We start from the raw sequence: 23,304 nt of genomic DNA, 5'->3' as shown, positions 1-23,304 counted from the left end.
CGAAATTTACGGGGCAGTGGGGTGGAATTGTGTGGGTTGTCACCAGGGTGGGCGGGGGGCCCCGCGCCGGCTCTCAGCAGGCGCTAGGACGATCCCAGAAGGGGGCCTTCCTACTAACAGTTGAATGTGACAGCTTCTTTTCAACGCCCGAGTAGTGGAAGTTTTACCTTTCCAAAATTAAATTGCCGCAATCCTTTCGGGGAGGCGTCAATGATAAGGACATTGATTAGCCGCGGCCCTGTTGCGAGGGCGTTGGCCGCGTTTGCCTTGTTGCTCCTCTCGGTTTTGGTTGGGGCTGCTCTCTTTGAGGCTCTGTTCTGGCCCCGCCTCTATGGGGCGGTAGCCGGGGCCTATGTGGGCCTGTGCTGTCTGGTCGGATTGCGCTTCGTATTCCACGACTTCCATCCAATAGACGGCCTGGGACGAGGCAGCTCGCATCCCCGCACGGGGCATCTCTGATCCGGCTCGCGTCGTACTTGTTAATTTGTTCCGACAATGACACGAATGGAGGAATTATAACGATGCCATCGTAAATCGGGGGGGGCGGGGCCATGAATGCGGGACGCGAGCTCGAAATGGAGAGTGTGAGAAAGGTGTTTCTCTCCACCTTTGCGGGACTCGCTCGGCGTAAGGCATCGCCGGCCGCTCGGGCGGACGTCCTCGACCGGGTTCGTGAGTCCTTGCTTCAACTCCTGAGTTCCGCGTCGATCGATGCGGACCCGGTCGGGCGGACGAGGCAGCGGGCAATTATTGCGGCAGGCTTCGAAGCGGCAATCCGGGAGGCGGAGCGGCAGGGAATACTGGCTCCGGCTTCGACTGGGAGCAAAGCCGGCCTCAATTCTTCCTGCCTAGTTTGAGGCAAGGCTAGCGCGAGTGTTCCGCAAGGTCAGGTTTTCGCACCCGCTTCATGGAAGGGCGGGTAACCCGCCGCAGGGTATGGTCAGCGGTCAATGACAGACCGGCGGCTCCCGGAATGTCGTGCTCGGTGCAATTTTTGCAGCTTCAGCTAGACCGTTGAAGCTCTTCGGCCGGCCAGTCATCCAGCGTGGCCAGGACATCTGTCAGCACCTTGTCCGCCAGCGGCAATTTATTCGCCCGGGCATAGTAGAGGAGGTCCCTGACGGCCAGCAAAAGGGCTTCGTGCTTGGTCGTGTCTGAAAGGGGTGAGCGTTCTGACGAAGGAAAGGTTGGTGACCGCGTCATCGGCAACTCCGGTGCGGGCGTGCGTGAGCTACATCACTACATCCAATTCACGAGCATAACGCTCGAGAATAAAAATAGATAAACCATGAAGCCGGTGAATTTTCTGCGGGGGCGGACGTGATCCGGGGCACCGGGACATGATCTCGACAACGGGCCTTGCAGCTTGACAGCGCTGCGCGGTGGCCTTATGCGCCGTACCTCACGGGATCAGTCCCGCCCGCCGGTCGGTCACCCCAGGGGTGCCGGCTCCGTCGCTCCGCGAAGGCTCGCGCAGCGGCGCGATCGGTCATGGGCTGAATCCAACGACAAGGAATGAACCCGCCCGAATGTTCGAGGCGCTCTCCACCCGCCTGAACGGCGTCTTCGACAAGCTCCGCCGCCGCGGATCGCTTTCGGAAGCCGACGTGAATGAGGCCCTTCGCGAGGTCCGCATCGCCCTGCTGGAGGCTGATGTGGCCCTGCCGGTGGCGCGCGATCTGATCAACCGCGTGCGTGAACGGGCCGTGGGCGCGGAGGTCATTCGCAGCGTTTCCCCGGCCCAGCAGGTCATCAAGATCGTCCATGATGCGCTGGTCGAGGCGCTCGGGGGCGGGGAGGGCGCCGAGGCACCCGGCCTGGACCTGAATGCACCGGCGCCGGTGCCGGTCCTGATGGTCGGCCTCCAGGGCTCGGGCAAGACGACGACCTCGGGCAAGATCGCCCTGCGGCTCCGAAGCCGCGAGAAGAAGAAGGTGCTGCTGGCCTCGCTGGACGTGCAGCGCCCGGCGGCGCAGCTCCAGCTGCAGACCCTGGCGGGCCAGGCCGGCGTGACCAGCCTGCCCATCATCCCCGGCCAGACGCCACTCGAGATCGCTGCCCGCGCCATGGATACGGCGCGGCGCGAGCTCTACGATGTCGTCATCCTCGACACCGCCGGCCGTCTTTCCATTGATGATGCGCTGATGGAGGAGGTCGCGGCGGTGAAGGCCGCGACCAAGCCGCACCAGACCCTGCTCGTCGTCGACGCCATGACGGGCCAGGACGCGGTCAACACCGCGCGAAATTTCCAGGAGCGCGTGGGCGTCAACGGCATCGTCATGACGCGCGTTGATGGCGACGCGCGCGGTGGTGCCGCCCTGTCCATGCGGGCTGTTACCGGTGCGCCGATCCGCCTTCTCGGTGCTGGCGAGAAGCTGGATGCGCTGGAGGACTTCCACCCGTCCCGTATCGCCGGCCGCATCCTCGGCATGGGCGACATCGTCTCCCTGGTTGAGCGCGCGGCGGAGACGATTGATCGTGATGAGGCCGAGAAGCTGGCCGCGAAGATGCAGAAGGGTCAGTTCGACCTGGAGGACTTCGCGGCGCAGCTGAAGCAGGTCGGCAAGATGGGGAACCTCTCGGGGATCCTCGGCATGCTGCCCGGCATGGGCGCGATGAAGGACAAGATCGCCAACGCGAAGATCGACGACAAGATGATTGGCCGGCAGGCCGCCATCATCTCCTCGATGACGCGTAAGGAGCGGAAGAATCCCGACATCATCAAGGCGTCGCGCAAGAAGCGCATCGCCGCGGGTGCCGGTGTCACGGTTCAGGATGTGAACCGGCTGCTGAAGCAGTTTGACGATATGTCCGCGATGATGAAGCGGATGAACAAGCTCGGTCAGAAGGGGCTGATGCGGGGCGGGCTCGGTGCCCTGCTTCCGGGCGCCGGAAACCGACGGCCTTTCTGAGAGAGATAGAGAGAAGGACTACGACATGGGCCTTAAGATTCGCCTCGCGCGCGCCGGTGCCAAGAAGCGCCCCTACTATCACATCGTGGTGGCGGACAGCCGTTCCCCGCGCGACGGCCGCTTCATCGAGCGCCTGGGCTCCTATAACCCGATGCTGCCCTCCGATCATGCTGAGCGCGTGCGCCTGTTCGATGAGCGCGTGCAGCACTGGATCAGCCAGGGTGCCGTGGCCACCGACCGCGTGGCGAAGTTCCTCGGCAAGGCAGGCCTGGCGCCGATGCCGGTGTTCCGCGAACAGCCGAAGCAGTCCGCTCCGAAGAAGCGCGCCCAGGAGCGTGCCGCCGCGGCCGCTGCCGCGAACGGCTGAGCCTAGCGCCGCAGAGCCATGTCCGCGTCGCGTCGCATCCTGGTCGGCGAATTCGGGCGCCCGCATGGGGTGAGGGGGCTGGTGCATATCCGCTCCTACACCGCCGAGCCGGCCGCCGTCGCCAGCTATGGCCCGCTTTCGGATGAAAGCGGGACGCGGCGCTTCGTGCTGAAATGGCTGGCGGAGGGGCTGGTGCAGGTGGAAGGGGTCACTGATCGTGACGCCGCTGCGAAGCTGACCGGCACGCGCCTTTATGTCGAGCGCGAGGCCCTGCCACCCCCTGAGGAGGACGAGTTCTACCTTGCCGACCTGATTGGCCTCCGGGCCGAGACGGAAGGCGGGGAGGCGCTCGGCACCGTCTCCTCGGTCGAGGACTTCGGCGCGGGCAGCGTGATCACGCTGCGCGATGCGAACGGGCGCGAGATGCTGATCCCCTTCACGAAGGCCGCGGTGCCCGTGGTGGAGATCGCGGCGGGCCGCATCGTCGTCGCGCCGCCGGCGGAGGAGGTCGTGCCTCCCCAGCCCGGCGAGGCGGAGGCGGGCGACACGCCCCGGCCGCGCCGTCCCTCCATGCGCCGCCGCAGCGGCGGGCGGGATGCGGCATGAGCTGGAAGGCGACTGTCCTCACCCTGTTCCCCGGCATGTTCCCGGGGCCACTGGGCACCTCCCTTGCCGGGCGGGGACTGGAGCGCGGGCTGTGGTCGCTGGAGGCGCGAGACATTCGCGATGTCGCCACCGACCGCCACCGCACGGTGGACGACACGCCCTTCGGGGGTGGCGCCGGCATGGTGCTGCGCCCGGATGTGGTGGATGCCGCCTGCGCCGCCGCCATGCCCGAGGGTGACACGCGCCCGTTGGTCTATCTCACCCCACGCGGCGCGCCGCTCCGGCAGAAGCTGGTGCGGGAGCTGGCGGCGGGGCCCGGCGTGGTGGCCCTATGCGGCCGCTATGAGGGGGTGGACCAGCGCGTGATCGAGGCGCGTGGCATGATCGAGGTCTCGATCGGCGACTATGTCCTCTCCGGGGGGGAACTCGCGGCCATGGTGCTGCTCGACGCCTGCGTGCGCCTCATTCCCGGCGTGATGGGGGCGGCCGAGAGTGCGGAGGAGGAGAGTTTTTCGTCCTCCGAGAAGGGCAACCTGCTCGAATATCCCCACTACACCCGCCCCGCCGAGTGGCGCGGCCTGCGCGTGCCGGAGGTCCTGCTCTCCGGCCACCACGCGGAGGTCGCCCGCTGGCGGCGCGAGCAATCCGAGGCCGTGACGCGCGAGCGGCGTCCCGACCTCCTTACACAGCCCAGTAAAGCAGATCAGGGGCGCGCGGGCGCGCCGTTGCATCCGGCGGCAAGCCCCGCCTAAACGAGACGAAGAGAAGGACCACAGCCATGAACCTGCTTCAGCAGTTCGAGCACGAGCAGATGACCCGCCTGGCGAGCACCCGCGCCACGCCGGATTTCGCCGCCGGTGATTCCGTGCGCGTGATGGTGAAGGTGCAGGAAGGCGAGCGCATCCGCACCCAGGCCTTCGAGGGCGTGGTGATCGCGCGCTCCAACCGTGGGCTGAACAGCAATTTCACCGTCCGCAAGCTCTCCTATGGCGAGGGCGTGGAGCGCGTCTTCCCGCTCTATTCCCCGAACGTGGCGGAGATCCAGGTGGTGCGCCGCGGCAAGGTTCGCCGCGCCAAGCTGTATTACCTGCGTGGCCGCACCGGTAAGTCGGCCCGCATCCAGGAGCGCGCTGCGGTCCGTGGCAAGGGCGGTGCTTCCGCGGTGGCGGAGAGCCCGGTTGCCGCTGGCGAACAGCTGAACGAGCAGCAGGCGTAAGTCGGACGCGGCCCGCCGGAAGACCGGCGGGCCGTTTTCCGATGGAGTATGGAGGGAAAGCACATGTCGGCCACGAAGCCGCGTACTTTGTTCGACAAGATCTGGGACGCTCACGTCGTCGAGCAGCTTCCGGATGGAACGGCCCTCCTCTACATCGATCGCCACCTCGTCCATGAGGTGACCAGCCCGCAGGCCTTTGAAGGGCTGCGTGCCGCCGGGCGCCGTGTCCACCGGCTGGACGGCACCATCGCCGTCACGGACCACAATGTTCCGACCGACGCCACCCGCTTCACCGGCATTCAGGAGCCGGAGAGCGCGCTGCAGGTCGCGACGCTGGAGAAGAACGTCGTTGAGTTCGGGGTGAACTACATCCCGCTGAATGACAAGCGGCAGGGCATCGTGCACATCATCGGGCCGGAGCTGGGTATCTCGCTCCCGGGCATGACGATTGTCTGCGGCGATAGCCACACCTCCACCCATGGCGCGATGGGTGCGCTGGCCTTCGGCATCGGCACCTCCGAGGTCGAGCATGTGCTCGCCACTCAGACCCTGCTGCAGAAGCCCGCGAAGAACATGCGGGTGACGGTGAACGGCAAGCTGCCCTTCGGCTGCACGGCCAAGGACATCGTGCTGGCCATCATCGGCAAGATTGGCACGGCCGGCGGCACCGGCCATGTGATCGAATACGCCGGGGAGGCGATCCGCGCTCTCGACATGGCCGGCCGTATGACGGTCTGCAACATGTCGATCGAGGCGGGTGCCCGCGCCGGCATGATCGCGCCGGACGAAACCACCTTCGAATATGTCCGCAGCCGCCCGATGGCGCCCAAGGGCGACGCGCTGGAGCGCGCCATTCAGTGGTGGAAGACGCTGCCTACGGATGAGGGCGCGCATTTCGACAAGGAGGTCGTGCTCGATGCCTCCGAGATCGTTCCGATGGTCACCTGGGGTACTTCGCCCGAGGATGTGCTGCCTATCACCGGCGTGGTGCCGGATCCGGAGAGCAGCGCCGACGAGGCACGCCGCGCGCAGCTTCGCCGCATGGTGGAGTATATGGGCCTGACGCCCGGCCAGCGGCTACAGGATTTGAAAGTCGACGTCGTCTTCGTCGGGTCCTGCACCAATGGTCGGATCGAGGACATCCGCGCCGCTGCCCAGGTCGCGCGGGGCCGCAAGGTGGCCGAGGGCGTGCGCGCGATGATCGTGCCCGGCTCTGGCCTCGTGAAGGAGCAGGCTGAGCAGGAAGGCCTGGATGCCATCCTGAAGGAGGCTGGCTTCGAGTGGCGGGAGGCCGGGTGCTCGATGTGCCTCGGCATGAACCCCGACCGGATCGGGCCGGGCCAGCGCTGCGCCTCCACCTCGAACCGCAATTTCGAGGGCCGGCAGGGCAAGGGCGGACGGACGCATCTGGTGTCTCCGGCCATGGCCGCTGCGGCCGCCGTGACGGGTCACCTGACTGATGTGCGGGAGCTGATGTCGTGACGCCTTTCACCACCCTGACCGGCATCGCGGCACCGCTGCCAATGGCGAATGTCGACACCGACAAGATCATCCCGGCGCGCTTTCTCAAGACCATCGAGCGCAAGGGCCTGGGTCGCGCCGCCTTCGCCGATATGCGCTTCAATGACGATGGTTCGGAGAAGCCCGATTTCGTCCTGAACCAGGAGCCTTATCGCCATGCCGAAATTCTCATTGCGCATGAGAATTTCGGCTGCGGCTCGTCGCGCGAACATGCACCCTGGGCGCTGCTCGATTTCGGCATCCGCTGCGTCATTGCGCCGGACTTCGCCGACATTTTCTTCAATAACAGCTTCAAGAACGGCATCCTGCCGATCAAGCTGCCGCGTGAGATCTGCGATGCGCTGATGGAGGACGCCCGAATGGGGGCGAATTCCCGCATCACCGTCGATCTCGAGCGCCAGGTCGTCGTTCGCCCGAACGGGGAGGAAATTCCCTTCGAGGTCGATCCACTTCGCCGGCATCGGCTGCTGAATGGGCTCGATGATATTGGCGAGACCATGCAGCGCGCTTCGGTGATCGAGGGCTTCGAGCAGAAGCAACGCGCTGCCCAGCCCTGGCTTTACGGCTGAGCCACCGCGCCCAAGGAGCGTCCGAATGCCCGCGAATAAGAAGTTGCTGGTGCTGCCTGGTGACGGCATCGGCCCCGAGGTGATGCGCGAGGTCCGCCGCGTGGTGGACTGGATGGATCGCCGTCGCCATGTGAGCTTTGACATCGAGGAGGGGCTGGTCGGCGGCGCCGCCATCGATGCGGAGGGCCATCCCTGCCCGGACAGCACGGTGGAGAAGGCGCTTCGGGCGGATGCGGTCCTGTTCGGCTCCGTCGGCGGACCGAAATGGGATTCGCTGCCCTTCGAGAACCGGCCTGAGCTGGGTATCCTGCGTCTGCGCAAGGATCTGGGCCTTTTCGCCAATCTGCGCCCTGCGCTGGTCTGGGCGCCTCTGGCCCAGGCTTCCTCGCTGAAGGCTGATCTGGTCGATGGTCTCGACCTTATGATCGTGCGCGAGAGCACGGGCGGCATCTATTTCGGCGAGCCGCGCGGGATCGAGACGCTGCCGAGCGGCATGCGTCGCGGCTACGACACCGAGACCTACTCGGAGGAGGAGATCGCCCGCGTTGCACGCGTTGGCTTCGAACTGGCGCGCAAGCGGACTGGGAAGCTGACAAGCGTCGATAAGGCGAATGTCATGCAGTCCGGCCGATTCTGGCGTGAGATCGTCACGCAGGTCGGCAAGACCGAGTTCGCCGATGTCGAGCTGTCGCACATGTATGCCGACAATTGTGCGATGCAGTTGGCATCCCGGCCCAAGCAGTTCGATGTCGTCCTCGCGAGCAATCTCTTTGGCGATCTGCTCTCGGACCTGGCCGCGGCGGTGACGGGCAGCCTGGGCATGCTGCCTTCCGCCACGCTCGGCGCCCCGGATTCGAGCGGACGCCGCAACGCGCTCTACGAGCCGATCCATGGGTCGGCGCCTGACATCGCAGGGAGGGGCATCGCCAACCCCTGCGCGCAGATCCTCTCCTTCGCCATGCTGCTGCGCTGGTCCTTCGGCATGGAGGAAGACGCAAGGCTGCTGGAGAGTGCAGTGGAGAAGGTGCTCGCTGGCGGCCTGCGCACGGCCGACATCATGGTGCCCGGTGCTGCTCGCGTCGGCACCTCGGTGATGGGCGAGGCCGTTGTGCGCGAACTCGATAAAATGGCAGCCTGAGGGGCTTGCGCGCCTTCGGCCTTAGGGCTATTTCGCGGCCCAAGGCGAGCGCTCGTAGCTCAACTGGATAGAGCACTAGACTACGGATCTGGGGGTTAGGGGTTCGAATCCTCTCGAGCGCGCTAAGCTCCAGGCCGATTGTTCTTTGATCTTTGGTGATGCGCCCGTAGCTCAGCTGGATAGAGCACCAGACTACGAATCTGGGGGTCAGAGGTTCGAATCCTTTCGGGCGCGCCAAAGCTTTCAAAGAATTAGCTCAGTTTCTTGCACAAGTATCGGCTGCCAGCACAGGGCGGCAGGACAGTGCCTCCTCTCCCATACTGAATCCGGTAGTTGCTCACAGGCTAGTGCCTCCAGGGCGATTGGGTTGCCTAGCGCCACTGCGTCGCTCTTCGGGATAGAGTGGCGTCAGGAACTGCTTCACGAAGGCTAGGATGTCCCAGTTGGTCTCGGGTCCGGCTCGGGCTGGCAGGGCGATTATGCCGGACGCGCTTACGAGCTGTGGGTTGGGAGCAGTCCTTCATCATCTTGCTCCCGGCTGGGTATGCTCGTTGCAGGCGCCGAGCCTCCCGCTTGGGCTTAACCGGCATTGCAGCGACATTCCTTGAGTCCCGGCCAGCAGCCTTGGAGGGCGGCCGACCGGTAATCGGGCAGGGCGTCGGTTGTTCTGGCGGGCTGTGTCTGCCCGCCGTACAGCCGAGTCCTGGGAGCTTGATCGCCATCAAGGCTGTCCTCCACCGCATCTGTCGAACGCTGGGTCCTCTCCAGTTTCGGAAGCCGCTAGCGCCGCCTGGGGCATCGAACCCACTCGGCCCTGCTCAAGCGGACTCAATACCGCTGGAGCGATGAATCTCCTGAGCTGACCTGGTTTGGCGATGCAGCAGCCGTCCGGCGCTTGGTCGAACCGGATCTCGACCGCGCAGCACCTCAGGGCTCCTTCCGAACCTCCTTACTCATGAGGTGCAACTGGCTTCTCTCTACAGCCTACAGCGTCTGGCGCGATCCAGGATGCGTTTGAGGCGTGAGAGCTTAGCAAATGCGCACTCTGGCGCTCCAGATGCAGCATGCGCCCAAGCCTGGGCCACCTGCAGTCCACCATATTCTAGGTCCCGCTACTGCCCTCTCCGAGAGGAGTCAGTCGCTCCGAAGATTGCGGAGAAGGAACAAGTATTCTCTTCCTCAGAATTGTATTGATAACTCACAGAATCGTGATTACATTGCTGTTAACCAGCCAGCGATGGGGAAGCTTGCCCCCTTCAGCTCTGATGAGGAACGGCCCAGGATGGACGGCTTTATCTCCCAGGCTCTGCTGCGGGTCGCAGACGCTCAGAAGCGGCCGTTTTCCGCAATTGCTCCTGGCTTCAACCCGGTGCAGTCGCTTGAACGGCTACTCGACGGGGTGCCTTATCCAGTCCTGGTCAAGGATCGAGCGCATCGGTGGTTGCTGATGAATGACGCGTGGTGTGCGCTCATGCGCCGCCCGCGTGAGGAATTGCTGGGCCAGACGGATCATGATCTGGTCCCCGCCGACCAGGCGGACGGGTACACTGCCCTCGATGACGAGGTCTTCACGACCGGGGAGGAGCGGCAGGTTGAGGAAAGCCTCACCCTGCACGATGGCGTTGTTCATATCCTGCAGACGCGCAAGCGCCTGGTGATGCTGGCCGGCCCCGCTGGGGAGGAGCCCTTCATCATCGTCTCCTGCGCCGACATCACAGAGACGAAGAGGACCGAAGCGGCTCTGCGCGAAAGCAAGGAGCGCTATCAGGCGACGGTGGAACTGAGCCCCCTCATCGCCTGGTCGGCCGACCCGCAAGGCATGATCATCGACGTGGCGGAGCGCTGGTACGGGCGAACCGGCCGCACGCCCGAGCAGACCCTGGGAGGCGCCTGGGCCTCGGCGGTCCACCCCGAAGATTTGCCTGAGACCAGCCAGAACTGGGCCTTCTCCGTGCAGACGGGCGAGGCATTCTCGATGGAGTATCGCTACCGTCTGAAGGACGGCACCTTTCGCTGGGTTCATGCCCGCGCGACCGCGCTCCGGGACGATGGGGGGCGGATCCTCCGCTGGTACGGCACGCTCGAGGAGATCCACGACCGCAAGCTCGCCGAGATCACTCTCCGCGAGCGTGAGGAGCGTTACCGCTATACTCTGGATCTGAGTCCCCTGATCCCTTGGACGGCCGATCCGACGGGAGCGGTCCTCGATATCGGCGCGCGCTGGTGCGAGCGCACGGGGATGACGGTGGAGGAGACGCTCGGAACCGGTTTTGCTGCTGCCCTACACTCAGAAGACTTAGCGGCCACGATGGCGGAATGGCAGCGCGCGGTTGAGCGCGGCGAGAGCTTCTCAAAGGAGTGCCGCTACAGGCAGGCCGGTGGCGGCTATCGCTGGGTTCACGTGCGCGCAACCCCCCGACGGGACGCCGGCGGCCGTGTGCTCCGCTGGTACGGAACGCTCGAAGACATCAACGAGCGCAAGCTGGCCGAGCAGGCCCTGCGTGAGAGTGAGCTGCGCTTCCGCGCCATGGCGGACGAAGCCCCGGTCATGATCTGGGTGAGCGACGAGACGGGTGCCTGCACCTTCTCGAACCGCCTCTGGCACGAGACGACCGGACAGAGTGATGCCGATGTTCAGGGCCTTGGCTGGATCGAGGCCATCCACCCCGACGACCGCGGTGCTGTCGAGCAGGCATTCACGGCGGCCAATGCACGGCACGAGTGCTTCCGGACGGAGTATCGTCTGCGCCGCGCCGAGGGAGGCTATGCCTGGGTGATCGATACTGCCGACCCACGCTTCGCGCCGGACGGAACCTTCCTTGGCTATATCGGGTCCGTCCTGGACATTTCAGAGCGGCGAGCCATGGAACTGGCGCTGCGCGAGAGCGAGGATCACTATCGCCACTTCGTCGAACTCAACCCGCAATTTCCCTTCACCACCGATCCGGACGGTATGCTGCTGGAGATCTCTCCCCGTTTTCGGGAGCTCTTTGGGCTGAGTCATGATGCTAGCGTCGGCACCGGCTGGATGCGCCTGATCCATCCGGACGATCTCGCTGACACGCAGCGAAACTGGATGAATGCCCTCGCGACCGGCACGCGCGTCGATCACGAGAAGCGCCTGCGCCTGCCCGATGGAAGCTACCGCTGGTTCCGCGGGCGCGCTGCCGCACGCCGAGACGCAGAGGGCCGGATTGTACGCTGGTATGGCTCCACCGAGGATGTTCATGACCGCAGGGCGGCCGAAGAGGCGTTGCGGGCCAGCGAGGTTTTCAGCCGCAGCATTCTGGAGGCCAATCCGGAATGCATGAAGGTGCTCGACCTGCAGGGCAGGGTGCTCTTCATGAGTAGCCCCGGGCAGCGCCTTCTGGGGGTCGAGGACCTCTCCGCCATCGAAGGTAAGCCGTGGGCCGATGTCTGGCCTGCGGAAAGCAGGGGCTTGGTGGAGAACGCGGTTGAGCGGGCGCAGCGCGGGGAAGCCGTTGAGTTCAGCGCGTCCTGTCTGACGTTCAAGGGTGAGCGTCGCTGCTTCCACAACGTATTGCGTGCCATTCCCGGGCCGGACGACCTTCCCGCGCAACTGCTGGCGATCTCCCGTGACGTCACGGAAATCGAGCATGCACGCATGAGGGCTGAGGCCGCTGCGGCGCGCCTCTCCTCCGTGCTGGAAAGCACGATGGACAGCGTGGTCGTGCTCGATCGAGATTGGCGGGTGACCTACCTCAACGGCAATGCGGAGCGAACGCTGGGTGACCGGAAGCCCCGCCTTGGGCTGAGCTTGTGGGAGATATTCCCGGACGAGGCGGAGGGGATCTTCGCACGTAACTACCAGCGCGCCATGGACCAGCAGATGCCGGTGGCCTTCGAGGAATACCTGCACGCGCTTGGCTGCTGGCTGGAGGTGCATGCCTATTCGAGTGCTGAGGGAATCTCCATCTTCTTTCGCGACGTGACGGAGCGGCGGAAGGCTGAGCAGGAGCGCCTGATCGCGCAGGAACGGATCGCCCATATGGCGCGCCACGACGGGCTGACCAGCCTGCCGAACCGGATCTTCTTCCGCGAGCAACTGGAGCGGGCGTTGCTCGACAGCCGCCATGGCGCCCGGGCCGCGGTCCATTACCTCGACCTGGATGGCTTCAAGGCGGTCAACGACACCCTCGGGCACCCGGCGGGCGACGCCCTGCTGCGGCAAGTGGCCGACCGCCTGCAGCAATGCGTGCGGGGTTCCGACACGGTGGCCCGCTTCGGCGGTGACGAGTTCGCCATCATCCAGACCGCCATCCGGTCCAACGAGGATGCCGACGAGCTCGCCCGGCGCATCGTGGCTGCCCTGTCTGCGCCCTTCGAGTTGGATGGGCAGCAGGTTGCCATCGGCACCAGCATCGGCGTGGCCTTCGTGCCCGAGGATGGCGGCAATCCTGATGAGCTGCTGAAGGCCGCCGACATGGCCCTTTACAGGGCCAAGGGGGATGGCCGCGGCGTTCACCGCTTCTTCGAACCGGGTATGGATGAAAGCATTCGCGCGCGACAGGTGATCAAGCTGGCGCTTCGCGAAGCCCTGGCCAGGGACGAGTTCGAGCTGCACTACCAGCCGCTAATCAATCTCGGCACCGGCGCGATCAGCTGCTTCGAGGCGCTGCTACGCTGGCGCCACCCCGAGCGCGGCATGATCTCCCCCGCCGACTTCATCCCGGTCGCCGAGGAAACCGGCCTCATCATCCAGATCGGTGAATGGGCGCTGCGTGAAGCCTGTCGGCAGGCTGCGACCTGGCCGTCCGATATCAGTGTCGCGGTTAACCTCTCGCCGGTGCAGTTCCGCAGCAGGGTCCTGGTCGATACCGTCCGCGCGGCGCTTACTGCCGCCGGGTTGGAGCCCTGCCGGCTGCAGTTGGAGATCACGGAATCCGTGCTGCTGCAGGACGACAACGGCAACCTGGCTGTGCTTCAGGATCTGCGGCGCCTGGGGATCCGGATTGCGATGGACGACTTCGGAACGGGCTATTCCTCTCTCGGCTATCTGCGCAGCTTCCCCTTCGACAAGATCAAGCTGGACCGCTCCTTCGTCGGCGATCTTCCGCACGGGGCCGAGGCCCGGGCCATCGTGCGTGCGGTTGCTGGCCTTGGTGCCGGGCTTTGCATCACAACCACGGCCGAAGGAATCGAGACGGCGCATCAGCTCGCGGCCTTGCGCAAGGATGGCTACAATGAGGGACAGGGCTTCCTGTTCAGCAGACCCGTCCAAGCCGCGGAAGCTCTGCGGCTGGTCCAGGCTGCGACGCAGGCCGAACGGTTCAGCCCTATTTCAGAAAGCTGAGCGCGAGAAGGGGCTGTTGATCGCCCCATCACGACCTTTCTAGGGAGGAAACAGGCCGCTGGCACCATGTCGCCCGGCGTTGCTTTTGGGGAAACGTTTCCACAGCCACCGAGCGGTATGGAAGCTGCCTCCATTCCGAAGGAGGTTTGAGAAGCCTGCGAATGGTGCGCCCGGTTGCTTGACGTAACAGTCGTCCTGGAGGTCCGCTTGATGGCCAGTCGTGCCGCTCCTCAGCGGGCAGATGCGCAACCCGCATTCATTTGGATGCGGTGAGGTGAGTGCCTGGCTACTGTTAGGCATCCTCATTCCAGACCAAACTCCCCCGGCAGGTCCTCCCGCTGGGTTTTTGGTGCTCTGAGCAATAGAACGCAGAGTATGGGCATTTGCGCGAAGCCCAGACGTGCCTGGTGGCCGGGCTTCCTCGGCTCGCATTGATTGCTGCCACGCGGCGGGCGCTGCAGACGGGCTGTCCGAAAGGGGCAGAAAGGCGGGAGAGAGGCGGCCCGGGATCCAGGGGGGGGGCGGAGCCGTGGCCTCAAGAGGCGCAGCAATGTACCGGTGCCTGTTCCTGGTAGAAGTTCTGGGCTCGTCGGACCTGTCGATCTGATTGGCCGGCCGGCTGATTTGGGCAGGCGCCTTTGATGTATTGGTCCCAGTGCCAGAGCCCATGGGCCGGCCCGGCACCGCCGCACCGACACGTCTGGTTTTCATCAGCCCGGCAGGTGCATGAAGTTCGCTGTGGCACTGGCGCGGGCGAGAAGAGCGCGCATCGCCGGGTTCTCGTCGCCCCGTTCGGCGATCAGCGCCTCCATCGGGCAGAAATACTCGTGGGCCTGCGGCATCTGAGTGCGGGCGAATCCATCGTACTGGCGAGACTTCAACCCGTAGAGCACCCGTACGTCCCGGACCGGCAGCGAGAGAGCTTCGGCCGGTTCCGCCCGAATGAGGCGGATAAGCTTCCAACGTGGAGTTGGGTCATGCGGCTGGCACGGGGCTAGCAGCCAAGCCAGAGGGCAGACCGCCAGGAGTGAGGTGGTGGAGGGGGCGAAACGCGACCGCTTGTCCAAGAGATTCTGCAGGCTCGAGCAGGCCTCGATGCAGAGAATGTCCGCGTAGGGGTCAGCAGGGTCCGGCGAGAAGTGAAGCCAGAGCCCGTCTGGCAGCGTACGGAGGCGGTTGGTGCCCGGGAGCCGTAGAAAGGGCTGACTTGCGGCTTTTGGGTCGCCTGGGCGGGCACGGAGCCAAGTGCCGGGCTGCTTGGCATTCACGGGTGCACCGGGCGGGTGCTGGGGCCAGCGACGCAGCTGTCGGCGGACAAGTTCATCCAGCGACGGGGCACACGCATCCAGTTGGGGTGATGCAATCTTCACGTGAAGAAGACCTTTGGCCTGCAACTGAAAGTAGAAAAGATCAGTCACTATGTCGTTATCAAGAGAACATTAATAGAACATTAAGACATTGTATGGTGGAAGGTTACATTTCTAAGACCTTTTTCGCCCGATGTTCTCAATATTGCGGAAAGACGATCGGAATTTTTCTAGGCGAATACATAAAGGTGGGGGGAAATTTTCGAGCGGATTGTGAAGTTTGTTCCAGCTCAACTCTAGGTACTATAAAACGAAAGAACCCGCCCCCTATCGGAGCGGGTCCCTTCAACTTTGTGGGCAGCGCCGGCTGCAGAGATTAGCTGCGGCTGTCGACGGGAACGTAATCGCGGGTTGTCGCCCCCGTATAGACCTGACGCGGGCGGCCGATGCGCTGCGCCGGGTCCTCGATCATCTCCTTCCACTGGCTCACCCAGCCGACGGTACGCGCCACCGCGAAGAGCACGGTGAACATGCTCGTCGGAATGCCCATCGCCTTCAGGATAATGCCTGAATAGAAGTCCACGTTCGGGTAGAGCTTGCGGGAGACGAAATACTCATCCTCCAGCGCAATCCGCTCCATCTCCATCGCCATGTCGAGCAGCGGCTCGTCCTTGATGCCGAGCTCGGCCAGCACTTCGTGGCAGGTCTCTTTCATGATCTTCGCGCGCGGGTCGAAGTTCTTATAGACCCGGTGGCCGAAGCCCATGAGCTTCACGTGGGAGTTCTTGTCCTTCACCTTGCTGATGAAGTCCGGGATGTTCTCCGGGCGGCCGATCTCGGTCAGCATCTTCAGAACCGCCTCGTTCGCGCCGCCATGTGCGGGGCCCCAAAGCGCCGCGATTCCCGCCGCGATGCAGGCGTAGGGATTCGCGCCGGTGGAGCCGGCGAGGCGTACGGTAGAGGTCGAGGCGTTCTGCTCATGATCCGCATGCAGGACCAGAATGCGGTCCATGGCGCGGGAGAGGATCGGGTTGACCTTGTACTCCTCCGCCGGAACGGCATTGAGCATATACAGGAAGTTCTCCGCGTAGTTCAGGTCATTGCGCGGATACACGAAGGGCTGCCCGATCGAGTACTTGTAGGCCATCGCTGCGATCGTCGGGAGCTTCGCGATCAGGCGGAAGGCCGAGATCTCGCGCTGACGCGGATCATTGATATCGAGAGCGTCGTGGTAGAAGGCCGAGAGGGCGCCGACCACACCGCAGAGGATCGCCATCGGATGGGCGTCGCGGCGGAAGCCGTCGAAGAAGCGGCGGATCTGCTCATGCACCATGGTGTGCATGGTGACGTTGTGGGTGAACTCCTTCAGCTGCTGCTTGCTCGGCAGCTCACCATTCAGCAGCAGGTAGGAGACTTCGGTGAAGTCGGAGTTCTCGGCGAGCTGCTCGATCGGGTAGCCGCGATAGAGCAGGACGCCCTTGTCGCCATCAATATAGGTGATCTTGCTCTCGCAAGCCGCGGTCATGCCGAAGCCGGGATCGAAGGTGAAGATGCCGAGGTCGGCATAGAGCTTCTTGATGTCCGCAACAGCCGGGCCGATGCTCGCCTGCACCAGCGGAGCTCGGCTCGACTTGTTCGTGCCGTCGAGGGTGAGGGTGACGGACCCCTGCGGGGACGTGTCGCTCATGCGTTGATCCTCCAGCCGGTACGACCGGCCGTCTTGGTGGACACCTTATTCCGGGGGCGCGGCGCGCGGGGCGGCCTGGGCCGGTCCGTCACCGATCCTTCGGGATGGTGCGGCGCAAGATAGGCCAGAGCGCGGGCTTGTCCATCCGCGGCACCGGATACGCCGCGGCGCGTCAGCCGCATGTCAGGCCCGAAGGCCCTAGCGGCGGCCCTGCCAGGCCTCGGGCGCCCGTGCCCCGGCGCCCCAAAGGCCGCGGCCCGCCGAACGTGCCGCCTGCTCCAGGGAGGCCAGCGCACTCTCCTCCCCCAGTGCCCAGCCAGAGGAGACGAGGGCGCCGTTCAATTCCACGCCGCCGGCCTCGCACCGGGCCAGACCTCGGCCGTAGCGGTCCCGCCCGCGGACACGGCATTCCACGGCACGCCCAGCCACCAGCCGCGATAGCGCCTCGGCCGATCCCGCGCCGCAATCGAATTCCCGGCCGCCGGGATCACGACAGGTTTCGCCGCGCGCCGGAGCCTTAAGGCCCGAAAGCCGCACGACCCGGTCGGAAAGGCGAAGCGTGTCGCCATCCACCACCCGGACCTCGGAGGGCGTGGCGGTCCAGTCCTGCTCGCGCGGCGAGTCCCCGAAAAGCTGTGTGGGGCCACCCAGCCCGATCAGCATCGCCGCACCGGCTGCCAAGCCGAGCAACAGCAAGGGCCCGCGCCAGGCACGAGGGGATGGGGCAGGACGGAAGATTCGGCGACGGGGAAGCACTGTGGCCTGCCTAGCAAGCCCCGCCGGCCCGGCACAAGCCGGGCCAACTTCGTTCAGCAGCCTGGGGCCGAGCCGATTTCGCTGTCGAGCCTGGCCAGGCTTCGGAATTCCCGCAGCGATCTGAAGAAATCTTCATCAGACAGCTCGTCAGGGATGATTTCGGGAAACTCGCCATCACGCGTCTCCGTAGGCGGGCGGTGTTCAGTGCTGAAGCCAGATCTCTCGCGACGGGCCCCGCGAAGCAGGTGCGCCGCGCGTAGCCAAGCGTTGCACAGCCCGATCCTCAGAAGCTGGCTGGATGACGCCTAGTCGTCAAACGAGCCGGAGGTCATCTGGCTGCCGGATCCGGCGCAAATCTCCTGGCTAAGGATCCGCCGCAAGTAACGTGGCGGCGGTCTTCCCTTGACCGTGCCTCGCCCCGAGGCTGGTCAGGTTAGGCCGGGAACAAAGGTCCTGCCCCAGGTAACGGTCGAGGGCAGCGAATTCGAAAGCCCCGAGTGGAGGAATCGGCCTCTGCGACCCTGTCCTTACCCTGCTTCGGGGGCGGGGCGGTGATCCCGGCCATGTGCAGGGAGGAGGGGCGGCAGCACTCTTTTTCGAAAAGCAGATGCGCTCCAGAGAGACTCGGAAGCTTCATTCATCCAGGATCGCTCGTCTTGGTGCCTCTGTGCCGATGTCAGGCGGCCAGTTCCGGCAGGTCGCGCGGTTGTAGGAAGCGTATGAGTTGCGCCCGTTCGGGCCCGAGCGCACACCAAGGCCCTTCCACTGCGAACTCGGCGAGGGAGGCGGTGGGATAGGCTTCGGCAAGCGCTTGCCCGGAGGGGGCGGAGACCTCGCCGGCCAAATTGAGCGCCAGGTCATGCAGGCCCGGGTTATGGGCTATGAGCAGAACGCTCCGCACAGTGTCTGGCACCTCCCGTACCGCCTCCAGCAGTCGGGGCCAGGGAGCGAGGTAAAGATCGTCCATCGGCTCCACACGCGGCGGACCGTCAAGCGTGCCCAGCACCTCCAGCGTCTGAAGGGTGCGGCGGGAGGAAGAGACCAGAACCAGATCGGGCCGGAGCCCCAGATTCCGCATGGCCCCCGCCATGGCCGCGGCGGCACGGCGGCCCCGGGCGTTCAGCGGGCGGGCATGGTCCGGTAGGGCGGGATCATCCCAGGCCGACTTGGCGTGACGCAGCAGCAGCAACTGACCCATGCGGGCATTCTCGCATATCTGCCGCGTGCTGTCGCGGGAGGGGCCGTTCAACGAAGCGCGGGCTCGTGCCGCGCGGCCGGTTTATCATGCGGCCGGCCGGGGGCGTTCCGGGATTCGAAGTCAGCGGAGGGAGTTGCGCGCCGGCGGCGGGGGAGGAGTTGGTGGAGGTGCCGGGGTGACCACGCCACCCTCCTTTTGGCAAGTCGTTCCAGACCTCGGCACCTACTTTTTTACTTTACGTACATCTCGTGCGTGCAGAAGTGAGGTATCATTCCCGCACACGCCAAAGCACCGGGATAAAGAACATCAGTTGTTGCCTACATGCTGCAACAGCGTGATCTTGAATTGCTTCCTTGTTCCTGGAAGGAATATATCCGTCATGAAAAGGATCTAACGAACTTCATTGCAGAAAATTCAACGTTCCTTCGGTTTGACTCAAACGCACGGATTGCCCCCGTTTCATCTTGGCCGGTAACAAAGCGGCGGCCACCAAATGGCCAATCATAACTTAAGATATTCCGGGGGATGTAGCATGGCTTCCAGTCTAGCGCACGGCTTCGCGTCCCTTAATGGCGGAACTTCTGGTGGAAGTGGCGGAAGCACCGTCACGGTTTCCACCGGCCGGGAGTTGCTCGAGGCCATCAAGGCGGCCGGTTCGGCTCCGCTGACCGTCCGCGTTGATGGGGAGATCACCACCGGCAACACGGGGGCCGAGGTGATCGACATCGCCGACGTCCACAACTTATCGATCATCGGCACAGGTGACGGTGCGGAGTTCGACGGAATCGGCATCCGGATCAAGGACGGCTCGTCGAACATCACCATCCAAAATCTCTCGATCCATGATGTGGGGAGCGGGCCCAAGGACGCGATCGGGATGGAGGGCGGCGCCCATAACATCTGGATCGACCACAACGAGTTCTACAGCTCCATGTCCGTTGGCAAGGACGAGTATGACGGCCTGCTCGATATGAAGCGCGGCGTGGAGTACGTTACTGTCTCCAACAACAACTTCCACGACCACCACAAGGTGTCATTGAACGGCTACAGCGACAGCGATGAGGGTGCCCGCTACGTCACCTACAGTGGCAATATCTTCGAGAATATCGGATCCCGCGCTCCAAGCATCCGCGACGGATATGTCCATGTCTACAACAACTACTATTCTGAGGTGGAGACCTCCGCGATCAACCTGCGCATGGGGGCGGAAGGCCTGATCGAGAACAACGTGTTTGAGAATGTGCGGGATCCGATCGTCAGCCTCGACAGCAAGGAGATCGGATACTGGAACCTGCGGGGAAACGAGCTCGATAATGTCAGCTGGGGCAATGTCGGCGGCGACGAGGCCAGCGCAGCGGATGGAAAATCCACCACACATTACGATGTACCCTATGACTATGAGCTGGCTTCAGCATCCGAGGTAAAGGCGGAAATTCTAAGCCACGCCGGCGTGGGCCGGCTCGGCTCAGGGGCGGGGGCTGGCAAGCCCGCGACCGCCGAAGGCGATATGGATGGCAATGATGGCTCCAGCGATGGCGAGACATCCTCGGAGCCGAGTGACGGCGAGGATCTGAAGGGAGCCGGCAATGCTGATCCTTCGAAGGAAAGCGCGGCAGACGAGGTCCTGAGCACAGTGGGCAGTGCTGGAACGCCGGGCAAGGGGGATGGCAACGGCACGCTATCGCTCGGCACCAGTAGCGATGCCCTGTCCGGCGGAAATAGGGACGACACGCTGGATCGCGAAGCCGGACGCGGCGAATTGGTGTTCACAAGCATCGAGGAGAGCCCAGCCGGAGACGGCCGATCCGTCATTACTGACTTCAACCCGTCGGCCGACCAGATCGACCTGAGCAGGATCGATGCGCGAACTGACCGGAGCGGTGACCAGGACTTTGCCTTCATCGGCGCCGACGACTTTGCCGGAAAAGCCGGCGAGTTGCGCATCGACGAGCAGGAGGCTCTCACGCTGGTGGAGGCCGATGTGGACGGCGATGGGAAGGCGGATTTCCAGATCGCCCTGCCGGTTGATATGGCCCTGAAGGCCGACGACTTCGTGCTGTGATTCCGGTCTGGTCCGGAGGCTGCCTGTGAATGAGAAGGCCGGGGAAAGGCATTTTCCCCGGCCACCTCACGGCTTTCGCGACCCGGAGCGCGCTGGTGATGCTGGCGCGCCCGGTACTTCCTACCGTCCCTGCCGCAGCGGCGGCGCTACCACGTCCGGCGGGATGGGGCAGCTATAGGGCTGCCCGCCCCGGCGCTTCACCAACTCCGCCTTGGCCCGTGCAAGCAGCTCGGGATCGCGGAACCCATCAAGCGCCGTTGCGGCCATGACTTTGGCCGCCTGCACCATGCCCTTGTGGGCGTGGGGTGATTGGCCTTGCGCCACCGCCTGCCAAGTGTGGAACGGCGTGCCCACGGCCCAGCAGGCGCCCCAGGCCTGCACGGTCGGCACGATCTGGGAGACGTCACCCACATCGGTGGAACCGGCCTGGGTGATCGGATTGCCGTCGAAGGGCAGCACGTCCTCATGCAGCGCGACATGGGCGAAGCCAGGATCGGCGCCGAAGCTTGCCACTTCGGAGGCGATGTCCTCCTCCGTGAGGCTGCGCCGGATCTCGCTGGCGAAGCGCTGGTCCGCCTCGTCATAGTGTGGCGCACCCAGGGCCTGGAAGTTGCCGTGCAGCGCCATGTCCAGCGTGCGGTTCTGCAGGGTTTCCGAGCAGGCCTTGTCGATCTCGAACGACCAGCTCGTGCCGGTCATGATCGCGGCGCCCTCCGCGCAGGCCTTCACGCGCTCGAACAGCGCGCGCGCCTCGGCCACACGGGGCGCGCGGATGAGATAGAGCACCTCGGCATTCGCCTGCACGACATTGGGAGAAATGCCGCCGGAATTGGTGATGGCGTAATGAACCCGAGCCTCCTGCGGCATGTGCTCGCGCAGGTAGTTCACGCCGACATTCATCAGCTCCACCGCATCCAGCGCGGAACGGCCGAGATGCGGGGAACCCGCGGCATGGGCCGCCTTGCCCTTGAAGCGGAAATAGACCTGGTAGTTCGCGAGATTGCGGATGGACATGACGCCGTTGAAGGCGCCGGGATGCCAGGTGATGGCGGCGTCCAACTCATCGAACACGCCTTCCCGCGCCATGAAGGTCTTGCCCGATCCGCCTTCCTCGCCGGGGCAGCCATAGTAGCGGACGCGGCCCTTCATCCCGGACTCGCGCAGCGCGTCGCGCGCCGAGACGGCGGCGAGCATGGCGCCGGCGCCGAGCAGGTTATGGCCGCAGCCATGGCCATTGCCCCCGGCCTCCAGCGGCCGCGGCTCGGCGATGCCAGCTTCCTGGGAAAGCCCGGCCAGGGCATCGAACTCCCCGAGGAAGCCGATCAGCGGGCCGTCCTCCCCGTACTCCGCCATGAAAGCGGTAGGGATGCCCGCGACGTTGCGGGTAATGCGGAAGCCCTCGGCCTCCAGTTGCGCGATCTGCGCCTCCACCGAGCGATGCTCGGCGAAGCGCAGTTCGGGCATGGCCCAGATGCGATCGGAAAGCTCAGTATAAGCAGGCGCCTTCGCCTCCACGGCATCGGAGAGGCGGTCGAGCGCGATGGGGTCGTTCTTCATGGCGCCCCTCTACGCCCGGAAGGGCCTCAGGTCACCTCGATGATAAGCTTGCCAAAGTTCTTTCCGGCCAGCAGGCCTATGAAGGCCTGGGGCGCGTTCTCCAGCCCCTTCACGATGTCCTCCCGGTATTTCAGCCTGCCCTCCTTCAGCCAGGCGCCACCGATCCGCTGCCAGTCGGCGAAGGCGCGGGGATGGTCGCGCACGATGAAGCCCTGGAGCTTGAGGCGCTTCCGGACGACGGCGCCGAGATTCGGGCCGGGCAGGGGATGCTCGTCATTGTACTCCGCCACCATCCCGCAGAAGGCGATACGGCCGAACTCATTCATCAGCGGCCAGACGGCCTTCTGCACGACCCCGCCGACATTCTCGAAGTAGCTGTCGATCCCATTGGGGCAGGCCGCCATGAGACGGGCCGGGAAGTCCGGGGCGCGATGATCCACGCATTCCGGAAAGCCCAGCTCGTCCCGGACGAAGGAGCATTTCTCCGGGCCTCCGGCGATGCCCACCACCTTGGCGCCCATCCGCATGGCGATCTGCCCGGCCACGCTGCCCACCGCGCCGGAGGCAGCCGAGACCACGAAGGTTTCCCCGGGGCGGGGAGGGGCGATTTCGGTCGTTCCGACCCAGGCGGTGGTGCCGGGCATGCCGAGCACCCCGAGCGCGGTGGTCACCGGGGCCGCCTCGGGATCGAGTGGGCGGAGGGTGGCGGCCGGCACGGCGGAGAAGCGTTGCCAGCCCATCCCGCCCAACACCCAAGTGCCGGGCTGGAAGCGCCCGGTCGGATCCTCGACCACCTGGGCGACGGACTGGCCTTCCATCACGCCGCCGATCTCCACCGGGGCGGAGTAGGACTTCGCCGCGCTCATCCGGCCGCGCATATAGGGGTCCAGCGAGAGAAAGCGGTTGCGGAGCAAGGCCTCCCCCGAGCGGGGGGTGGGTGGCGCCTCCTCCTTCACCTCGAAATGCTCGGGGCCGACGCGGCCCTCGGGGCGAGCGCGGAGGAGGATGCGAAGGTTGCTTTCGGCCATGCGGAGGCTCCTCTATTCGGCGTGGCTCTAGTTACGCCGAGCCGCCGCGGGAACAAGCCGCGGGGC

General features: G+C 64.8%; 17 protein-coding genes and 2 tRNA genes. 12 read left to right on the top strand and 7 right to left on the bottom strand.

The window, feature by feature from the left end:
• Positions 1-1,002: 1,002 nt before the first annotated feature.
• Positions 1,003-1,203: a hypothetical protein gene (locus tag ACO1BU_RS06590; protein WP_424135118.1), complete on the bottom strand. Its 201-nt coding sequence runs from the start codon at positions 1,201-1,203 to the stop codon at positions 1,003-1,005.
• A gap of 326 nt (positions 1,204-1,529) precedes the next feature.
• Between ACO1BU_RS06590 and ffh the strand changes: the two genes are divergently transcribed.
• From ffh to ACO1BU_RS06535, 11 genes are all read left to right on the top strand, one after another.
• Positions 1,530-2,912 (top strand): signal recognition particle protein, encoded by a 1,383-nt coding sequence (gene ffh / locus ACO1BU_RS06585; protein ID WP_424135117.1) that lies wholly within the window; start codon positions 1,530-1,532, stop codon positions 2,910-2,912.
• Between the two features lie 25 nt (positions 2,913-2,937).
• Complete coding sequence (gene rpsP, locus ACO1BU_RS06580) at positions 2,938-3,279, top strand: 30S ribosomal protein S16 (protein ID WP_424135116.1); 342 nt, start codon at positions 2,938-2,940, stop codon at positions 3,277-3,279.
• An 18-nt stretch (positions 3,280-3,297) separates the two neighbouring features.
• The gene (gene rimM, locus ACO1BU_RS06575; protein WP_424135115.1) at positions 3,298-3,885 is read left to right on the top strand and encodes a ribosome maturation factor RimM; all 588 of its coding nucleotides are present in this window, start codon (positions 3,298-3,300) and stop codon (positions 3,883-3,885) included.
• Entirely contained in the window at positions 3,882-4,637 is a 756-nt protein-coding gene (trmD, locus tag ACO1BU_RS06570; RefSeq protein WP_424135114.1) for a tRNA (guanosine(37)-N1)-methyltransferase TrmD, read from the top strand. Before rimM ends, trmD begins: the two co-directional genes overlap by 4 nt.
• Before the next feature lie 26 nt (positions 4,638-4,663).
• The gene (rplS, locus tag ACO1BU_RS06565; protein WP_424135113.1) at positions 4,664-5,101 is read left to right on the top strand and encodes a 50S ribosomal protein L19; all 438 of its coding nucleotides are present in this window, start codon (positions 4,664-4,666) and stop codon (positions 5,099-5,101) included.
• Between the two features lie 63 nt (positions 5,102-5,164).
• Positions 5,165-6,583 carry a 3-isopropylmalate dehydratase large subunit gene (leuC, locus tag ACO1BU_RS06560; RefSeq protein ID WP_424135112.1) on the top strand — a complete coding sequence of 473 codons (1,419 nt, stop codon included), beginning with the start codon at positions 5,165-5,167 and terminating at the stop codon, positions 6,581-6,583.
• Positions 6,580-7,191, top strand: coding sequence for a 3-isopropylmalate dehydratase small subunit (gene leuD / locus ACO1BU_RS06555; RefSeq protein WP_424135111.1), 612 nt, complete (start codon positions 6,580-6,582; stop codon positions 7,189-7,191). The genes leuC and leuD overlap by 4 nt, the downstream gene beginning before the upstream one ends.
• A gap of 25 nt (positions 7,192-7,216) precedes the next feature.
• Positions 7,217-8,329, top strand: coding sequence for a 3-isopropylmalate dehydrogenase (leuB, locus tag ACO1BU_RS06550; RefSeq protein WP_424135110.1), 1,113 nt, complete (start codon positions 7,217-7,219; stop codon positions 8,327-8,329).
• A gap of 48 nt (positions 8,330-8,377) precedes the next feature.
• Positions 8,378-8,451 (top strand) — tRNA-Arg (locus tag ACO1BU_RS06545).
• 38 nt (positions 8,452-8,489) lie between these two features.
• Positions 8,490-8,566 (top strand) — tRNA-Arg (locus ACO1BU_RS06540).
• A 799-nt stretch (positions 8,567-9,365) separates the two neighbouring features.
• On the top strand, positions 9,366-13,643 hold the full coding sequence (locus tag ACO1BU_RS06535; RefSeq protein ID WP_424135109.1) for a sensor domain-containing protein: 4,278 nt from the start codon (positions 9,366-9,368) through the stop codon (positions 13,641-13,643).
• Between the two features lie 710 nt (positions 13,644-14,353).
• On the opposite strand, the gene ACO1BU_RS06530 is transcribed toward ACO1BU_RS06535, so the two are convergent.
• The 4 genes from ACO1BU_RS06530 to ACO1BU_RS06515 form a co-directional block, all read right to left on the bottom strand.
• Positions 14,354-14,485 carry a hypothetical protein gene (locus ACO1BU_RS06530; RefSeq protein ID WP_424135108.1) on the bottom strand — a complete coding sequence of 44 codons (132 nt, stop codon included), beginning with the start codon at positions 14,483-14,485 and terminating at the stop codon, positions 14,354-14,356.
• Between the two features lie 841 nt (positions 14,486-15,326).
• Entirely contained in the window at positions 15,327-16,637 is a 1,311-nt protein-coding gene (gltA, locus tag ACO1BU_RS06525; protein ID WP_424135107.1) for a citrate synthase, read from the bottom strand.
• A 198-nt stretch (positions 16,638-16,835) separates the two neighbouring features.
• Positions 16,836-17,333: a thermonuclease family protein gene (locus ACO1BU_RS06520; RefSeq protein ID WP_424135106.1), complete on the bottom strand. Its 498-nt coding sequence runs from the start codon at positions 17,331-17,333 to the stop codon at positions 16,836-16,838.
• A gap of 736 nt (positions 17,334-18,069) precedes the next feature.
• Positions 18,070-18,642 carry a SixA phosphatase family protein gene (locus tag ACO1BU_RS06515; protein WP_424135105.1) on the bottom strand — a complete coding sequence of 191 codons (573 nt, stop codon included), beginning with the start codon at positions 18,640-18,642 and terminating at the stop codon, positions 18,070-18,072.
• A 442-nt stretch (positions 18,643-19,084) separates the two neighbouring features.
• Here ACO1BU_RS06515 and ACO1BU_RS06510 point away from each other — a divergent pair, with 442 nt between their 5' ends.
• Complete coding sequence (locus tag ACO1BU_RS06510; protein WP_424135104.1) at positions 19,085-20,653, top strand: pectate lyase family protein; 1,569 nt, start codon at positions 19,085-19,087, stop codon at positions 20,651-20,653.
• 120 nt (positions 20,654-20,773) lie between these two features.
• On the opposite strand, the gene ACO1BU_RS06505 is transcribed toward ACO1BU_RS06510, so the two are convergent.
• Both ACO1BU_RS06505 and ACO1BU_RS06500 read right to left on the bottom strand, forming a co-directional pair.
• Positions 20,774-22,210, bottom strand: coding sequence for a M20 family metallopeptidase (locus ACO1BU_RS06505; protein WP_424135103.1), 1,437 nt, complete (start codon positions 22,208-22,210; stop codon positions 20,774-20,776).
• A 26-nt stretch (positions 22,211-22,236) separates the two neighbouring features.
• Positions 22,237-23,238 carry an NADP-dependent oxidoreductase gene (locus tag ACO1BU_RS06500; protein ID WP_424135102.1) on the bottom strand — a complete coding sequence of 334 codons (1,002 nt, stop codon included), beginning with the start codon at positions 23,236-23,238 and terminating at the stop codon, positions 22,237-22,239.
• Between the last annotated feature and the right edge of the window lie 66 nt (positions 23,239-23,304).

Source organism: Roseomonas chloroacetimidivorans, from assembly GCF_049629625.1.
GTDB lineage: Bacteria > Pseudomonadota > Alphaproteobacteria > Acetobacterales > Acetobacteraceae > Roseomonas > Roseomonas chloroacetimidivorans.
The sequence above is the reverse complement of the archived record's forward strand: the minus strand, read 5'-3'. Positions and strand labels throughout refer to the sequence as shown.

Coding starts and splice junctions, on each gene's coding strand:
- ACO1BU_RS06590 (WP_424135118.1), bottom strand. CDS start 1,203: ATGACGCGGTCACCAACCTTTCCTTCGTCAGAACGCTCACCCCTTTCA.
- ffh (WP_424135117.1), top strand. CDS start 1,530: ATGTTCGAGGCGCTCTCCACCCGCCTGAACGGCGTCTTCGACAAGCTC.
- rpsP (WP_424135116.1), top strand. CDS start 2,938: ATGGGCCTTAAGATTCGCCTCGCGCGCGCCGGTGCCAAGAAGCGCCCC.
- rimM (WP_424135115.1), top strand. CDS start 3,298: ATGTCCGCGTCGCGTCGCATCCTGGTCGGCGAATTCGGGCGCCCGCAT.
- trmD (WP_424135114.1), top strand. CDS start 3,882: ATGAGCTGGAAGGCGACTGTCCTCACCCTGTTCCCCGGCATGTTCCCG.
- rplS (WP_424135113.1), top strand. CDS start 4,664: ATGAACCTGCTTCAGCAGTTCGAGCACGAGCAGATGACCCGCCTGGCG.
- leuC (WP_424135112.1), top strand. CDS start 5,165: ATGTCGGCCACGAAGCCGCGTACTTTGTTCGACAAGATCTGGGACGCT.
- leuB (WP_424135110.1), top strand. CDS start 7,217: ATGCCCGCGAATAAGAAGTTGCTGGTGCTGCCTGGTGACGGCATCGGC.
- ACO1BU_RS06535 (WP_424135109.1), top strand. CDS start 9,366: ATGCGCACTCTGGCGCTCCAGATGCAGCATGCGCCCAAGCCTGGGCCA.
- ACO1BU_RS06530 (WP_424135108.1), bottom strand. CDS start 14,485: ATGCCGCAGGCCCACGAGTATTTCTGCCCGATGGAGGCGCTGATCGCC.
- gltA (WP_424135107.1), bottom strand. CDS start 16,637: ATGAGCGACACGTCCCCGCAGGGGTCCGTCACCCTCACCCTCGACGGC.
- ACO1BU_RS06510 (WP_424135104.1), top strand. CDS start 19,085: ATGGCCAATCATAACTTAAGATATTCCGGGGGATGTAGCATGGCTTCC.
- ACO1BU_RS06505 (WP_424135103.1), bottom strand. CDS start 22,210: ATGAAGAACGACCCCATCGCGCTCGACCGCCTCTCCGATGCCGTGGAG.
- ACO1BU_RS06500 (WP_424135102.1), bottom strand. CDS start 23,238: ATGGCCGAAAGCAACCTTCGCATCCTCCTCCGCGCTCGCCCCGAGGGC.